The sequence below is a fragment of the Sorangium sp. So ce726 genome (genome assembly GCF_051521405.1).
In the GTDB taxonomy this organism is placed as follows: Bacteria; Myxococcota_A; Polyangia; order Polyangiales; family Polyangiaceae; genus Sorangium.
Genome location: NZ_CP150349.1, coordinates 12,967,157 through 12,982,750 on the forward strand (window position 1 = coordinate 12,967,157; position 15,594 = coordinate 12,982,750).

The 15,594-nt window shown below is 71.0% G+C and carries 9 protein-coding genes; 7 read left to right on the forward strand and 2 right to left on the reverse strand.

The window, feature by feature from the left end; genetic code table 11:
* Positions 1 to 239 precede the first annotated feature (239 nt).
* The 5 genes from WME79_RS48355 to WME79_RS48375 all read left to right on the forward strand — a co-directional run bounded on the left by WME79_RS48355 (position 240) and on the right by WME79_RS48375 (position 10,277).
* On the forward strand, positions 240 to 2,060 hold the full coding sequence (locus WME79_RS48355) for a hypothetical protein (protein ID WP_437529638.1): 1,821 nt from the start codon (positions 240 to 242) through the stop codon (positions 2,058 to 2,060).
* 27 nt (positions 2,061 to 2,087) lie between these two features.
* Complete coding sequence (locus WME79_RS48360; RefSeq protein WP_437529641.1) at positions 2,088 to 3,212, forward strand: hypothetical protein; 1,125 nt, start codon at positions 2,088 to 2,090, stop codon at positions 3,210 to 3,212.
* A 29-nt stretch (positions 3,213 to 3,241) separates the two neighbouring features.
* The gene (locus tag WME79_RS48365; protein ID WP_437529643.1) at positions 3,242 to 4,333 is read left to right on the forward strand and encodes a catalase family protein; all 1,092 of its coding nucleotides are present in this window, start codon (positions 3,242 to 3,244) and stop codon (positions 4,331 to 4,333) included.
* A 156-nt stretch (positions 4,334 to 4,489) separates the two neighbouring features.
* Positions 4,490 to 6,013, forward strand: coding sequence for a sigma 54-interacting transcriptional regulator (locus WME79_RS48370; RefSeq protein WP_437529645.1), 1,524 nt, complete (start codon positions 4,490 to 4,492; stop codon positions 6,011 to 6,013).
* Between the two features lie 268 nt (positions 6,014 to 6,281).
* Positions 6,282 to 10,277: a serine/threonine-protein kinase gene (locus WME79_RS48375; RefSeq protein ID WP_437529648.1), complete on the forward strand. Its 3,996-nt coding sequence runs from the start codon at positions 6,282 to 6,284 to the stop codon at positions 10,275 to 10,277.
* A gap of 32 nt (positions 10,278 to 10,309) precedes the next feature.
* On the opposite strand, the gene WME79_RS48380 is transcribed toward WME79_RS48375, so the two are convergent.
* Positions 10,310 to 11,509 carry an acyl-CoA dehydrogenase family protein gene (locus WME79_RS48380; RefSeq protein WP_437529651.1) on the reverse strand — a complete coding sequence of 400 codons (1,200 nt, stop codon included), beginning with the start codon at positions 11,507 to 11,509 and terminating at the stop codon, positions 10,310 to 10,312.
* A 49-nt stretch (positions 11,510 to 11,558) separates the two neighbouring features.
* Between WME79_RS48380 and WME79_RS48385 the strand changes: the two genes are divergently transcribed.
* Complete coding sequence (locus tag WME79_RS48385; RefSeq protein WP_437529654.1) at positions 11,559 to 12,650, forward strand: phosphotransferase family protein; 1,092 nt, start codon at positions 11,559 to 11,561, stop codon at positions 12,648 to 12,650.
* Positions 12,651 to 13,017: 367 nt separating this feature from the next.
* Positions 13,018 to 14,082 carry a hypothetical protein gene (locus tag WME79_RS48390; protein WP_437529657.1) on the forward strand — a complete coding sequence of 355 codons (1,065 nt, stop codon included), beginning with the start codon at positions 13,018 to 13,020 and terminating at the stop codon, positions 14,080 to 14,082.
* Between the two features lie 54 nt (positions 14,083 to 14,136).
* Here WME79_RS48390 and WME79_RS48395 read toward each other — a convergent pair whose 3' ends face one another.
* Entirely contained in the window at positions 14,137 to 15,573 is a 1,437-nt protein-coding gene (locus WME79_RS48395; protein WP_437529659.1) for a sigma 54-interacting transcriptional regulator, read from the reverse strand.
* Between the last annotated feature and the right edge of the window lie 21 nt (positions 15,574 to 15,594).

Consider the following 15,594-nt stretch of genomic DNA (forward strand, 5'->3'; position numbering starts at 1 on the left):
CCCGTGCGTGCGTGCACGCACGCTCGTGCGTTCGCACCGTCCGTGTTCCCCATCGAACCCCCCATTTCGGCCATCAGAACCCGCCAGGACCGTGGCCCACCCCGTGCTTGAGGCGAGGCTGACCCGCAGCGTGGCCCGCCCCGCTGTCCCAAGCCCCCTGCTGCCCGAAGCGTACCGCCCGGCGCAGTCCCGCAGGACTGGCGCCGCGCTCGCTCCTCGCCGCCACGGAGAGCACCGCGATGCCCACCGATGACGATTGCATTGTCCCGAACAGCATGTCTCCGCTGACCCTCCGGCAGCTGGAGCAGGTGTCTCGCCCCCTGATCGAGAGCTCACCCCCGCAGCCTGTAGAGCTGGACGTCGCGCCCGAAGGCTCCGGCAAGCACGGCGCCTGGCTCCGGCAGAGCACCATGCGCGCCGCAGGCTGGCTCGGCACGAGCCGCGCCGCCTTCTTCATCCCCCTCGCCACATTGGCAGCGCTGCTCACCGTCCTCGTCTTCCGACCCGCGCAGCTCGCAGGCCCCATCGCGGTCGATCTCCATCTCCCTTCGGAAGAAGCCATTCCCAAGGCGGAGCTCGCGCCTGGCATGGAGCTCGATCCACAGGATATCGTGTGGCGCTTCCGGTATGGCGCCACGGGCACCGAGTTCGGCGGCGGAGTCCCCTACTGGATCTTCCGCGTCATGCCGAAGATCTTCGACGACGAGTTCAAGGGGCGCGGCTACGATCGCTTCGGCTTCGGCGCCGACGACACCACCTATTATCGGTCGCGCCCGGTGGGCCGCGGGTTCTTCCTCGCCGACTCCACCCTGAACGTCCCGCTGCTGCACACCCGCTTCGCGCTGAAGCGCGTCGCCATCAACTGCTCAGGATGCCACCGCGGAGAGTACCTGGGCGCAAACGGCCAGGCCGTCTACGTCGACGGCATGCCGAACCACACCGCCGACCTCCAGGGGTTCAAGCGCTTCTTCGTGCGCGCCTTCCAGGACGAGCGCATGACCGGCGAGCGGCTCATCCAGGAGATCGACGCCGCGCTCGCCGAGGAAGGGGCCGCCCCGCTCACCGGCCGCGAGCAGGCGCTATACCGGATCCTCCTCGTCGAGCTGAAGAAGAGGAGCAGCTCGGGGATCACCGCCTGGATGGACCGCCGGGTCGACAACGGGCCGGGGCGCATCGATCCGTTCAACGCCGTCAAGTTCGAGGTCCTGGGCTCGCCCGACGACAAGACAGCAGCCCAGATCGATTTTCCCTCACTGTGGAATCAGCGCGCGGATATCCGCTCGTGGCACCACGCCGACGGCAATACGAAGAGCTCCATGGCCCGCAATCGCGGCTCGGCCATCGGCGTCGGCGCCATCGCGATGTCGCTCAACAAGGACAACATCGATGCGATCGGGCGCTGGCTCGAGCGCGGCCTCCCGGTGCCGGAATACCCCTTCACGCGGCCTGCTCCCGGGCGGGCCGCGCGAGGCCTCGCGATCTTCACCGAGCACTGCGCCCAGTGCCACGGGCTCTACGACCCGGAGACGCGGACGGTCCGGGAGGTCGAGGGCAGCCTCTACATGCAGCGCGTCAAGCCGGGGACCGACCCGGAGCGCTCCAGGGCGTTCATGCAGCCGGCCGCCGACGCGCTCAACGCGTTCGGCGAGCGGCGACTCCTCTGGGAGAAGGACGCGTTCCGCCCGGTCAAGGAGGCAGGCGAGTACCTCGCCGGCCCGCTCGACGGCGTCTGGGCGCGCGCCCCCTACCTGCACAACGGCTCCGTCCCCACGCTGGGCGACCTGCTCAAGCCGCCCGCGCCGCCTGGCAAGCTCTCTCCGGAGCAAGCGCGGGAGTCCCGGCCGAAGCAGTTCTACCGCGGCGACCGGCGCTACGACGAGCAGAACGTCGGCTTTCGCTCGACCGAGCCGATGGAGGGAGATCGCGCGCTCTTCCTCTACCGCACCGTCGACGACAACGACGAGCCGATCCCGGGCAACAGCAATGCAGGGCACACGTACGGCACGGGCCTCCCGCCGGAGGACCGCGAGGCCCTCATCGACTACCTCAAGACCCTTTGACCAGACCGGACCAGAAGGAGCAGAGCGATGTTCCCCCTCTTGGAGACCGCACTGGCGTTCGCCCTGATCATGCTCACTGCGAGCCTGTTCGTGAGCGCGGTTGTGCAGGTGATCATCAATGTCGGACGTTACCGTTCCCTCGTCCTCATCCACATGCTGCGGTCGCTGATTCACGGCTTCCGCGCGTTCCATAGGGACCCTGATGTCGTCGATCCGGCGACCGGGCGCCCGGCGCACGACGCTCTCTCCAGGAACGAAGCCTGCGAGAAGCGCTTCGCGCACGAGGTGCTGGCGGATCCGGTCCTGCACGCGCGTAGCGCCAAGCTCGTCTATGGCTCGGACCCCGAGCAGCTCGCGCGCCTCGTCGAGTACATCGACGCCGACGACCTCATCACCATCGCCGCCGGCGCGGCGGTCACGGTCGACGGGGACGGGCGTGAACGCCTGCTGCCCAGCCGCTGGGTGAGCTGCAGTCAGGGCGACTCCGGCGCGGCGAAGCGCTACGCGACGATCGAACGGTTCTCCGCCTACGTGCGCCGCTGGTTCCCCACCCTCGAAGGGACAGCTTCCCAGACGTTCAAGCAGCGCGCGCGGCAGCTGACCCTGCTCGTCTCGATGATGCTGGTCGTCCTCTTCAACTTCGACGGCTTCCAGGTGCTCGCCCGGCTCCACCAGAACGGCGCCGCGCGGGCGCAGGTCGTCGCGCAGGCGGACACCGTGATGACCAGCGCGACCCGCCTGGGGGAGCGCCCGGCCGGCGCGCCGGACGAGCTTCCTGACACGACGCTCGAGCATTTCGGGCTCGAGGCGCAGAAGACGGCGACCCTCCTCGACGAGGCGAACCTCGGTATCGGCTGGCAGGAGAGCTGGATCGTCAAGCGGTTCAGCGCGTACCGCGGCGACATCCTCGCGGCGCCGCCGACGTCGCTCGAGATTCTCCGCGACACGCTGTTCTGGCTGACCGGGCTCGCCTTCTCGTGCGGGATGCTCTCCCTCGGCGCGCCCTTCTGGGTCACCACGTTCTCCCGGCTCATCCAGCTGCGCAACGAGGTGCAGCACCGGAAGCGGCAGGAGAGCGCCTCCGGCGTGAAGACCGAGAGCGGCGCCCTGGCGCACCCCGCGCGCGAGCGCGCCGTCGCCAGGCCTTCCTGACACACCCGACGTCACAGAGGATCTTGGTCATGAACTCAGCGCTCGATCTCCACGAGGAGTACCCGCCGCCCGGCGAGGAAGACAGCATTCGACAGCTCACCGAGATCATCAAGAGAGGTTACGAGCGAGCGTACCCCGCGGGCGCCTCGCCGGCGCTCCGCGGCGTGCACCCGAAGTCGCACGGCTGCGTGAGGGCCCACTTCGTCGTCGATGACGGCTTGCCCGGCGCGCTCCGGCACGGCGTCTTCCGGGAGCCGCGCGTCTACCCGGCATGGGTCCGCTTCTCGTCGACCTCCCCGCGCGTCCAGTCGGACATGAAGCGGGACTCCCGCTGCATGGCGATCAAGCTGCTCGACGTGCAGGGGGAGAAAGTCCTCGACGAGGAGAAGAGCGCGACGACGCAGGACTTCCTGATGGCGAACACGGACGTGTTCTTCGCCCGGAACGTCGCGGACTACGCCGAGCTCATGTCCGCCACGAGCACAGGCAAGCCCCTCTCGTTCTTCTTCTCGTGGTGCCCGCCCCGGCTCCGGCTGCGCGAGCTCATGAACTACCTCGCCGTCATGCGCAGGCCGGTGAAGAGCCCCTTGCTCACCCGCTACTGGAGTCAGACGCCGTTCCGGCTCGGGGAGCGGGCGATGAAGTTCTCCGTGGTTCCCCGGCCCTGCGGCGCGCCCCCGGTCGAGGTCGAGCCGGGCGACGACGCGCTCAAGCAGGCGGTGGCGCGGCAGCTCGAGCGCGGGGACTGGATGTTCGACTTCCTCGTGCAACTCCAGACCCACCCGACGAGGACGCCCATCGAGGACCCGACGATCCGCTGGAGCGAGGCTCTGTCGCCGTTCTACAAGGTCGCGACGATGGTGATCCCAGCGCAGCGCCTCGATCCTCCGGGACGGGCCGAGTTCGAGGAGAACCTCTCGTTCTCGCCCTGGCACGCCCTGCCGGCGCACCGGCCGCTCGGAGGGCTGAACCGCGCCCGGCGCGCGGTCTACGAGACGATATCGAAGCTCCGTCACGAGAGGAACGGGGCTCGCCGCGAGGAGCCGACGGCCCTGCCGTGCGTGGCGCGGGCCCGCGCCGCGGAGAGCGCAGCCGGCGCGGCCTGGATGCGAGTGAGGTGAAGGCGCGGCGCGCCGCGGCTCTCTCGTGCGAAAACGGTCCAGCGCCGCGCGAGGGGGCGGCTCGGGTCGTACGGCCTGGCCTGGCCCGGGCCCCCGGAAGGTTACCGATGTCGGTGTCCGCCAGTCGTGTTAAAATCGTGTTCCGGAATTTACTCCGTGACGTCCAGCACGACTTTGACCGAGCCAAGCCTCCTGTGGGGCCGGACCGATCTGGAGCCGCCCCCGGAGCTCTTCCACCTGGTCATCGCCTGGTCGCGCGACGACCCGAACCGCGTGGGGGAGGCGGCGCCCGTCGAGGGGCAATCCGTCCTCGGCCGCGGCGGGCCGCAATCGCAGGACACCGCGCCGCGCCTGGTTTTCCATCGGCAGCGCCCGATGGGCTGGGCCGCGATGCCGCCGCTGGAGGGGCCGCGGATCTCGCGCCTTCAGCTCGAGCTCTCGCCCACCCAGGATGGGCTGCTCGCGGTCCGATCGATTGGACGCTGCCCCTTCCTCGTCAACGGCTCGCCCGCGACTGACGGCCTCGTGAAGGCCGGCGACACGCTCACGCTGCAGAACGCCCTGGTGCTGCTCGTGGTGCGGCGAAGGTGGAGTCTCGAGATGATCCAGGCGCTCAAGGAGGCGCCGCGGTTCTCGTTCGGCGAGGTCGACACCCACGGGATCGTCGGAGAGAGCCCGGCCGTGTGGGCGCTGCGCGGCGCCCTCGCGTTCGCGGCGCAGTCCGGGAACCATGTGCTCGTGCGCGGCGAGAGCGGCGCCGGGAAAGAGCTCGCCGCGCGCGCCATTCACGCGCTCTCACGCCGCCGCGCGGGCGTGTTCGTCGCGCGCAACGCGGCGACCTTCCCCGAGGGGCTGGTCGACGCCGAGCTGTTCGGCACGGCCAGGGGCTACCCCAACGCCGGCAGCCCGGAGCGCCTCGGGCTCATCGGCGAGGCGGACGGCGGCACCCTCTTTCTCGACGAGATCGGCGAGCTCCCGCCGCACCTGCAGGCCCACCTCTTGCGGGTGCTCGATCGCGACGGCGAGTACCAGCGGCTCGGCGAGGCGCGTGTGCGCCGCTCGGATCTGCGCGTCATCGCAGCGACGAACCGATCTGTCGCGTCGCTGAAGCACGACTTCGCGGCGCGTTTCATGATCAGCGTGAACGTCCCCGGGCTCCCGGATCGCCGCGAGGACATTCCGCTGCTCCTGCGGCACCTGCTCGCCGCCGCCGCGCGAGAGAGCCCTGGCCTGACCGATCGCTTCTTCGAGCGCCGCGGCGACAGGCTCGCCGAGCCGCGGGTCGCGCCGGCGCTCATCGAGGCGCTCCTCCGTCATCCCTACACCCATCACCTGCGCGAGCTGGAGCGGGTCATGTGGATCGCCCTCAGGTCGAGCCCCGGCAACTTCCTCGACCACACGCCCGATCTCAGCGCCGTGCTCCGCCCGGAGGCGGCCGAACCCAGGACGGAGTCCCGGATCGGCCCGAGGACGGAGCCTGCCAGGTCCATTCCGCCACCGCCCCAGCCGTCCGACCCCGGCGGGATCGGGCGCGCCGAGATCGATGCCGCGCTCGTGGAGGCGCTGGGCAGCGTGACGGCCGCGGCGCGCATCCTGGGGTTGAAGAACCGCTTCGCTCTCTACCGGCTCATGAAGCGCCACGGTATCGCCGGGCCGGACGAAGAGGCGAGCGAGGGCTGAGCAGCGGCAGATCGTGGCGCTCGCTTCACGCGCCCCGCGCGAGCCGCACGCGCCTCGCTGCCGTGCGTGCACGCCCCAGCAGCGCAGCGCCTCCAGCAGCACAGCTCGACCTGCCCCTGTCCCCTGCGCGCCAGCCTCAGCGACGCAACGCCGCTCCTGCGACGAGGCAAAAAACGATCCGCCTGGCTGCCCAGTTGATATCCTCACGCGCGCACGGGGCGGTCGTGCCGCACTCCCGGTGTGACCTTGGTGGTGGAGGGTCCGATCCGTGTCGTTCCTCGAAGGCTCTCTGGTTGCGGGTCGGTTCTTGATCGAAACGCTGGCCAGGCGGGGCGGCATGGGGGAGGTGTTTCGTGCCCAGGACGTGACGACCGGCGCGCCGGTGGCCCTCAAGCTGCTGCACGCGGACGCCGAGCGCGCGGAGGAGTACAGCGAGCGTTTCTTGCGGGAAGCGTGGCTCCTGTCCGACCTCAAGCACCCCGGCATCGTCGAGTACCTTGCGCACGGAAGGGCCCAGGATGGCCGGCCTTTTCTCGCGATGGAGTGGCTGCCGGGGAAGGACCTCGGCGAGCGCCTCGATCACGGGCCGCTGCGCCTCTCCGAGTGCGTGACGCTGCTGAAGAAGGTCGCGGACGCGCTCGCCGTCGCGCACGCGCGGGGGGTCGTCCACCGCGACATCAAGCCGGGCAACCTGTTCCTGCGCGATGGGCGCGTCGACGGCGTCACAGTGCTCGATTTCGGCATCGCGCGCTGGGTGGCGACGAGCGGCATGACGCTCACGGGGACCGGGGGCTTCGTCGGCACCCCCGGCTACATGGCGCCGGAGCAAGCGCGAGGCGAGCGCGACCTCGGGCCCAGCGCCGACATCTTCTCCCTGGGGTGCGTCCTCTTCGAATGTTTGACCGGCAAGCACCTGTTCGGCGGCCGGGATCTGGTGGGCGTGCTCGCGAAGATCCTGTTCGATGATGTCCCCGCGGTCGGCTCGTTCCGCCCCGACACGCCGCCCGCGTTGGCCGACCTGCTCGCGCGGATGCTCGACAAGGACCCGCACCGGCGCCCTCCCGACGCTGCGGCGCTCCGCGACCAGCTCTCCGCCCTGACGCTGCCGACGGAGGACGACGACGCTCCGCCGCCGACGCTCGTGGCGCCGCCCGCGCCTCGCGTGCTCACCGGCGAGGCGATGCTGCTGCTCAGCGTCGTCCTCGCCATGCGGGCGGCCCGCGACCTCCGGGAGACGCTGCCGCCGGCCTCGGTCCAGACCTGGAACCATCCGACGCGCGAGGCGTTGCGTTTCCGGCTCGCGCGCCTCGGCGGCCGCGCCGAGTGGCTGGCGGACGGCTCGCTGGTCGTGATCGTGTCGCCCTCCGGAAGCGCGCAGGATCAGGTCTCGGCGGCCGCCCGCTGCGCCCTCGAGGTGCAGCAGCACTGGGCCGAGGCCCGCATTGCGCTGACCACCGGCCGCGGGCGGCTCCAGGGCGGGGTTCCTGCCGGAGAGGCCATCGACCGGGCGGTGGCGTTGCTGCGCCTCGGGGAGGAGCCGACGGTGACGGCCGAGCCCGAGCCCTCCTACGCCGCGGCGAGCGAGCCGAGGATCTGGCTGGACGAGCTGAGCGCCAGGCTGCTCGAGCCGCGCTTCCTGATCACGACGCTGGGCGGGCAGCTGGCGCTGAGCGGCGAGCGCGCGAGCGTGGACGAGTCGCGCCAGCTGCTCGGCCGCCCGACGCCCTGCGTCGGCCGCGAGCCGGAGCTCTCGATGCTGCTCGGCGCGATCGAGGCGTGCTTCGAGGAGGCAATGCCGGCCGGCGCGATCGTGATCGCCGGCCCTGGTATGGGCAAATCGCGCCTGCGGCACGAGCTGCTCCGGCGCCTCGGCGCCCGATCGCCCGACGTCGAGGTGCTGTTCGGGAGCGGCGCGCAGATGAGCGCCGGTTCGCCCTACGGTCTGCTCGGCGAGGCGCTCCGCCGCCTCTGCGATGTGAAGGTCGGTGATCCTCCCGCGGCGCAGGAGGGCAAGATCCGCCTGCGCGTCGGCCGGCACCTTCCGCCGGCCGACGCCGAGCGCGTGAGCGAGCTCATCGCAACGCTGTGCGGCGTCGACGTCGAGCGGCCGAGCGTCTCCCTGAGCGCCGCGCGCGGCGACCCGAAGATCATGAGCCAGCAGATCCGCCGCGCATTCCTGGATCTGCTGGGCGCGGAGACCGCGGCGCGGCCTTGCCTCCTGGTGCTGGAGGATCTGCACTGGGGCGACGCGGCCACGGTCAAGCTCGTGGACGCTGCCCTGATCGAGCTGCACGAGCGGGCGTTCTTCGTGCTGGCCTTCGCGCGGGGCGAGGTGCACGACGTCTTTCCGAAGCTGTGGGAGGGGCGGGTCGTGCACCGGGTTCCGCTCGCCGGACTGACCAGGAAGGCGGCTGAGCGGCTCGTGATCGCGGTGCTCGGCGCCGAGGTCCCGGCCAGCCTGGTGGCGCGCATCGTCGAGCAGGCGGCCGGCAATGCGCTGTTCCTGGAGGAGCTGATCCGCGCGGTCGTCGAGGGCAAGACCGAAGGGCAACCCGCCACCGTGCTGGCGATGCTTCAAGCCAGGCTGTCGTGCCTCGCGCCCGAGGCGCGCAAGGTGCTTTGCAGCGCGAGCGTGTTCGGGCAGACCTTCTGGCGCAGCGGTGTGCTCGCCATGCTCGGGCAGGGGCGCGAGGCAGCGGGCGGCGACGGCGCGGACCGATGGCTGGAGAGCCTGGTCCGCATCGAGATGGTGGAAGCGCAGCGGAGCAGCCAGTTCCCCGGCGATACGGAGTACCGGTTTCGCCACGCGCTGGTGCGCGACGCCGCGTACGGTCTCCTTTCGGTGGAGGATCGGGTCCTCGGCCACCGGCTCGCCGGGGCGCACCTGGAGCGGGCGGGGGAGGTGGACCCCATGGTGCTGGCCGAGCACGCGCACCTCGGCGGCGATCTCGAGCGCGCCGCGCTGTATTACCTGCGTGCAGCCGAGCGGTCGTACCGGAGCAACGATTACGACGGGATGCTCTCGCGCGTCGAGCGCGGCATGACCTGCCGGCCAAGCGGCGACGTCCTGGGCCGGCTCCTCGGGATGAAGCTCGATGTTTGCTTCCTGCGCGAGGACTGGCAGGTTGGCCTGGAGATCGGCAAAGAGGCCCTGTCGGTGCTGTCGCGGGGCAGCGTCGCCTGGAACAGGGCGGTGGGCCGGCTCGTCGTGATGGCGGGTCACCTCGGCCTGGCGGACGATCTGGAGGCGCTCGTGAACGCGATCATGAGCAGCGAGCCCGAGTCGGGGGCCGAGGCGGCGTGCTGCATGCCTGTCGCGACGTCGATCACGGCCCTCAGCCACTGGGGCATGCGCGAGCTCTCGCTGCGCCTCCTGGCTCGCCTGGAGCAGCTCGCGAGGCGCGTTCCCGAGAGCGAGCTGCTCGCGCACGCGCAGCTGCGCTATAGCCGCTCCACCTTCCTGCGGCTCCTCGGGGACGATCCCTGGCAGGCGTACGAGGACGCGCGGCGCGCGGAGGAGGTATTCGCCCAGGCGAGCCCCTCTCGCTGGCGCGAGTTCGCGGCGAGCTTGGCCGCGCTCTCGATGGCGGAGCTCGGGGAGCACGCCGAGGCGGAGCGCAGGCTGCGCGAGTCCCTGGAGCGCACGTTGCGTATCAGCGATGCCTTCACGCTCTCCAGCGTTCGCGTGTGGCTGATGATTCTGCTCGCGGAGCGCTGCGCGCCACAGGACCTCGAGGAGATCACGGTCCTGGCGAACCAGCTTATCAAGATCGGCGCCATGGAAGCGACGGTGGGGCCGGCCCATGGCGCGCTGGCGCGGGTCCTGATGGCGCGAGGCCGCCTCCCGGAGGCGCGTGAAGAGGCCGAGAAGGCGCTCGCGATCCTGCAGAGAGACCGGTTTTACCGGCCGCTGGTCCACCGGACGGTCATCGAGGTGCTGCTCCGTGAAGGGCGCGTGGAGGCCGCCTGGCAGGCCGCTGAGGAGGGGCTGCGCTGCATCGAGTCGCTGGGCGGCTCGCTGGGATACAGCGAGGTTCCGCTGCGCCTCGCGATCGCCGAGGCGTACGTCACCGGCGGGGACGTGTCGCTCGCGCGGGCCGCGATCGAGCAGGCGCTGCGCGCGGTCGAGGAGCGCGCCCGGAAGATCCCCGACGCGGCGGTGCGGCTCCGCTATGTCGAGCAGGAGCCGGGGAATGCGCGGGTAAGAGAGCTCGCGCGCACGTGGATCGAGCGCGATGTCGAGGGGCCGTCGAGCGGCGGCTGAGGCCGCTCGGATGCCTCTCCGCGGGCGCCCGCTCAGATCAGCGTCGTCAGCGCGCCTCGCAAGAAGTCGCGCGCCACAACGACGTCGTGCACCTCGTCCGGACCATCGGCGATGCGAGCGGACCGGGCGAATCGGTACCAGAGCGAGAACGGCATGTCTTCGCTGTATCCGAGCGAGCCGTGCATCTGGATCGCGTCGTCGAGCACCTGGCAGAGGAGCCGGGCGACGTGGTTCTTCGCCATCGAGGAGTAGGGGCGCGCCTCCTTCTCCTTGCCTTGCTCGAGCATCGCCGCGCAGTGCAGCGTCATCAGGTTGCCGGCGTGGATGCCAGACGCGGCGTCGGCGATCTTCTTCTGGATCATCTGGTGGTGAGCGAGCGTCTTGCCGAAGCTCTCCCGCGTGAGGACGTAGTCGCGGCACATCCCGAGCGCGCGGTCGGCCCAGCCGAGCCAGCGCATGCAGTGCGTGAGGCGCGCCGGCACGAGGCGCCGCTGCGCGAGGAGGAAACCCTCACCGACGCCGCCGAGGACCGCGTCGTCGCTGACGCGCACGGCGTGGAAGCGGAGCTCGGCCTCGCGGTGCTGGAGCATTGGCGGGCTCATCACGGGGATGTCGCGCACGTGATTGACGCCTTCGGCGTGACGATCGACGACGAACAACGTCGCGCCGGTGCGAGGATCATCGGACGTCCGCGCCATCACGATCAGGAACGCCGCCTCGCCGCCGCCGGTCGTATACCACTTGTGGCCATCGATCACCCAGCCGCCGTCGACCCTGGTCGCCTTCGTGCGCAGATTCGATGGATCCGCGCCGGCGCCGGGGGCGGGCTCGGTCATCGAGAAGGCGCTCGAGATCTCGGCGCGGGCGAGCGGCGCGAGGTACTTCGCGCGGATCGCGGGCGACGCCGTCTTGAGCAGGAGGTCCATGTTGCCCTGGTCCGGCGCGTCGCAGTTGAAGCAGGCCGCGCCGAGCGGAGAGCGGCCCATCTCGCGAAAGAGCGCGCACATGCCCATGACGCCGAGCCCCAGCCCGCCGTGCTCGGCGGGCAGGTGCGGGACGAACAGCCCCTCGGCCCGCGCGCGCTCGCGGAGCGCGGTGAGCGTGTCCCTCCGTCCCGCGCGATCCTCGTCGAGGATCGATGTTTCGTTCGGAATGACATGCGCGTCGACGAACGCGCGCACGCGGCCGCGGAGATCGGCCAGATCGGGGGGCAGATCGAAGGAGATCGTCACGGCGACAGTATAGGAGGCCGAAGGGCTGCGTGATAGCGTCAGACCTGCGATGGCCCTCACGCCGCCGACCAACACACGCGCGCCCCGCGAGGCGCACCGGATCGACGAAGCGGCCCTCGGCCGGTGGCTGACCGCGCACGTCGAAGGCTGCGCGGGAGGCGCCGTGACCGTCGCCCAGTTCAAGGGCGGTCAGTCGAACCCGACGTACTGGGTGGGCGTCGACGGCGGCGCCGGCGGAGATCTCGAGCTCGTCTTGCGGAAGAAGCCGCCCGGCAAGCTCCTTCCCTCCGCGCACGCCATCGAGCGCGAATACCGGGTCATGCGCGCTCTCCGCGACACCGAGGTGCCCGTCCCGGACGCGCTCGCCCTCTGCGAGGACAGCTCCGTGCTCGGCGCGCCGTTCTTCATCATGCGGTACGCCGCCGGACGGATCTTCTGGGATCCGACGCTGCCTGAGCTCGGGACCTCCGAGGAGCGCCGCGCGATCTATGCAGCGTACATCCGTGTCCTCGCGGCGCTCCATCGCGTCGACTACGCCGCCGTGGGGCTCGCGGACTACGGCAAGGTGGGCGGCTTCGTCGCGCGACAGGTCGACCGCTGGTCGAAGCAGTACGAGGCGTCGCGCACGGGCGAGGTGCCGGCGATGGAGGCGCTCATGCGCTGGCTCTCCGCGAACGTCCCGGCGAACGACGAGACGACGCTCGTCCATGGCGACTACCGCATCGACAACATCATCTTTTCGTCCGGCGCTGCGCCTCACGCGATCGCGACGATCGACTGGGAGCTCTCGACGCTCGGACATCCGGTGAGCGATCTCGCGTACGCTTGCATGGGTTACCGCATCAACCTCCCTGGCCGTGGCGGCCTTGCCGGGGTCGATGTCGCGTCGCTCGGGATCCCGACCGAGGACGAGATGGTCGCCTCCTATTGCGAGCTCTCCGGTCGCGGTCGCATCGATGCGTGGCCGTACTTCATGGCCTTCGGCGTCTTTCGCCTCGCCGCGATCGCCCAGGGGGTCTACCGGCGGAGCCTGCAGGGCAACGCGAGCTCCGAGGACGCCGGCGGGTACGGCGCGGCCGTGACCGTGCTCTCGGAGCTCGCCTGCGGTATTGCGGGGATCTCTCCGCGCCAGGCCCGGTGAACGCTCGGGTCTTCGATTTCGTCCCCGCGATAAGCAGTGGCTGTGGTGCGCCGGGATGACCCGCCGCTGAGCCTGGTGATTGCCGTCGTCGCCGCAAGTGAGGGGACCACGAGGGTCGACGTCGCGGGCGCCATGCACACGAGATGCCTTGTCGATCGTGCTCCACGGCCCGCGGGACGTCTTGTCCGGCGACGCGGCGCGGTGTAGCGTGCGTCACGCTCAGGAGGGAGGCGTATGAGACGTCTGGGCGTCGCCGTGCTCGTTCCGCTCGTCGTCGGCTGCTCGATCATGGACCCAGAAGATCGCGCGGAGCTGAGACATCAGATCGCGGCGGAGAGCCCACGGACCCTCCCGGCGGGGATCAACCGTGAAACATTATCTCGTCGTGCGCGAGGCGGGCAATGGGTCGGTCATGTTCACGACCAAGGACCCACGAGAATGGAAGTCCTCCCTCCAGGATCTGGGCAAGGTGTGCGGCACGGCATGGCGAGACGATCTGGCAGAGGAGGAGGAGCGCGCGTGGGCCGAGGCGCACCGGAAAGAGTTCAACCACTGGGTCGACGGCAGAGTCGCCCCGCCGTGGCCGATGCTGATCGCCGCCGTGAAGCGCGCGTTCGTTGCCGGCTATGGGGCTCTCGAGCGAAAGCCGACCACGGAGGCCGAGGCGCTCGCGCGCCTGGACAGGACCTATCTCGGGAAGCTGCTGACGGCCGACGATGTGGCCCAGGGGCACGGCCCCGAGGCACTCCGCGCCTTCCAGCGGGGCTTCCGGCTGGGACGAAGCGAGAGACCCTTCTCCACGAAGAGGAACATCCCCCGGATGGTGGATCCTCCCTATCACTGGTATCGCCAGCAGGCGGAGGCGAACTTGCTGGGACCGAGCGCAGCTCGCGAGCGAGCCCTCGTGGCCGCGTGGCGCGCGAGCGGCGCGAGTCGCGAGGACGTGGAGGCGAGCCAGCACGCACTGCGCGAGCTCCACGCGAGCGCCTGGCGCCAGGATGTGCCTGAGGAGGATCGCGCGTGGGCCGAGGCGTACCGCGAGACGTGCGCGCACTGGGTCACCGTCCACCGGCGCGACGTGGTGGCGCAGAGCGCCTACGAGGCCTATCTCCGGAGCAGCGACGGAATCCTCGACGGGGAGCCTGCGCCCCCTTGGTCGAAGCGGCGCCACCGCGACTCGGAACCGTGGCGGTTCGTTGCAGATCGCGTGGAGGACGCGCCCGAGGACGAGAGCGAGCTCGCGACGGCCGAGGCGGCCGCGCGCGAGTACTGGGACGCGCGCTGGCGCGAGGTCCCGCCGTGGGACGGCGACCCGTCCCAGGTCCAACTGGCTCGCGGCGGTCCGCGCCGCGCGGGAGACGTCGGCGGCGATGGCCGACCACATCCCGAGGCCCTGGTAGCGGTTGCCCCCTCGTCCGACCCCGACGGGTGATCCAAGGCGGCTCTGCAGATTGGCCGAGCGAGCGCCGCACCCGGGCCCGCAGCCTCACCCTTCTGCGTCCCCGTCCGCCGCGCGTTGCGCGAGCCAGCGGTAGAGCTGGGTCCGGTGCATGCCGAGCGCCCGGGCCGCGCGCATCACGTTGCCGTTTTCACGGCGCAGCGTCGCCTCGATCTCCTCCGCGGCGGGCCACGCCGCTGCCCGCCGCGAGGGCCCCTTCTCCGCCGCCGGCCGCTGCGCCCGCGCGGCGTCCTTCACGGTCTCGCCCAGGGCCCCGCCGGACATGTCCGCTGGTGGCTCAGGGACGCTCAGCCGCCCCGCCGACGGGGAGAGGTGCCCCTCGTGCACCACCGAGCTACCCGCAAGGTGCGCCTCCTGCGCAGCTGCCCGGATCTCTGCGGTGAGCTCTCGAATGTTTCCTGGCCACGCCCGCAGGAGGCACGCCTCGATCAGCGACGCATGCGCCCGAGCGGGCGCGGTCGTCTCGGCGTGCGCGCCAGCCGACGTCGCATGTCGCAGGGCCGCATCGACGAGCCACGGGAGGTCCTCCGGTCGCTCGCTCAGCGGCGGTATGCGGACCGAAGGCCGCGCGATGCGGAAGAAGAGATCGTCGCGCAGCTTCCCCGCGGCCATCTGGGCTCGCAAATCCTTGTGGGTCGCCGAGACCAGCGCGAAATCCACGCTCACCGGCCGCGAGGCCCCGAGGGGGAGCACCTCCTTCGCCTCCAGCGCCCGCAGGAGCTTCGCCTGCACCCCGAGGTCGAGCTCGGCTACCTCGTCGAGAAAGAGCACCCCGCCGTGCGCTGCCTGCACGTAGCCCTCGGCGTCCGCCGCGGCGCCCGAGTACGCCCCTTTGCGCGCGCCGAAGAGCAGCCGCTCGGCCAGCACCTCGGGGATGGCGGCGCAGTTCACGGCGACGAAGGGCCCAGCGCGCCGCGGGCCGAGGACGTGGAAGGCCCGCGCCGCGTGCTCCTTACCCGTCCCGCTCTCGCCGGTGATGTGCAGCGTCGTCCCGAGGCTCGCCGCCCGACCGATCGCATCCCACGTGCGGGCGAGGGTCGGGCCGAGGATCGTGCCCTCGGCGCGCGAGATCCCCGCGCGGAACGGCTCCACATCGGCCTGGAGCAAGAACACCGACCAGCCTGTGCGCAGGATCCGGAGCTCGGCGCCGGCGCGCGTGCCGATCAGCGGGACGCCATCGAGCCAGGTGCCGTTCCGGCTGTCGAGATCCTCGACCTGCCACGTGCCCTCGATCCAGCGCACGCGCGCGTGCTTGCGCGACATCCGCTGGTCGTCCAGGAGCACGCCCGCTACCTCGCATCGCCCGAGCTCGATCTCGCCGTCCTCCAGCGGGAGCACATCGCAGCGGGGGCCGTCCCCCGAGAAGATCAGGACCAGCCCGGGCCTTGGCTTCCGGAGGCCGCGGTGCTCCGACGGGGGGCCGGGCGCGTCGTCCAGGGTCGTGTTCGGTGCAAGGGGCGCCACGATCACAGCGGAGTGTAACGC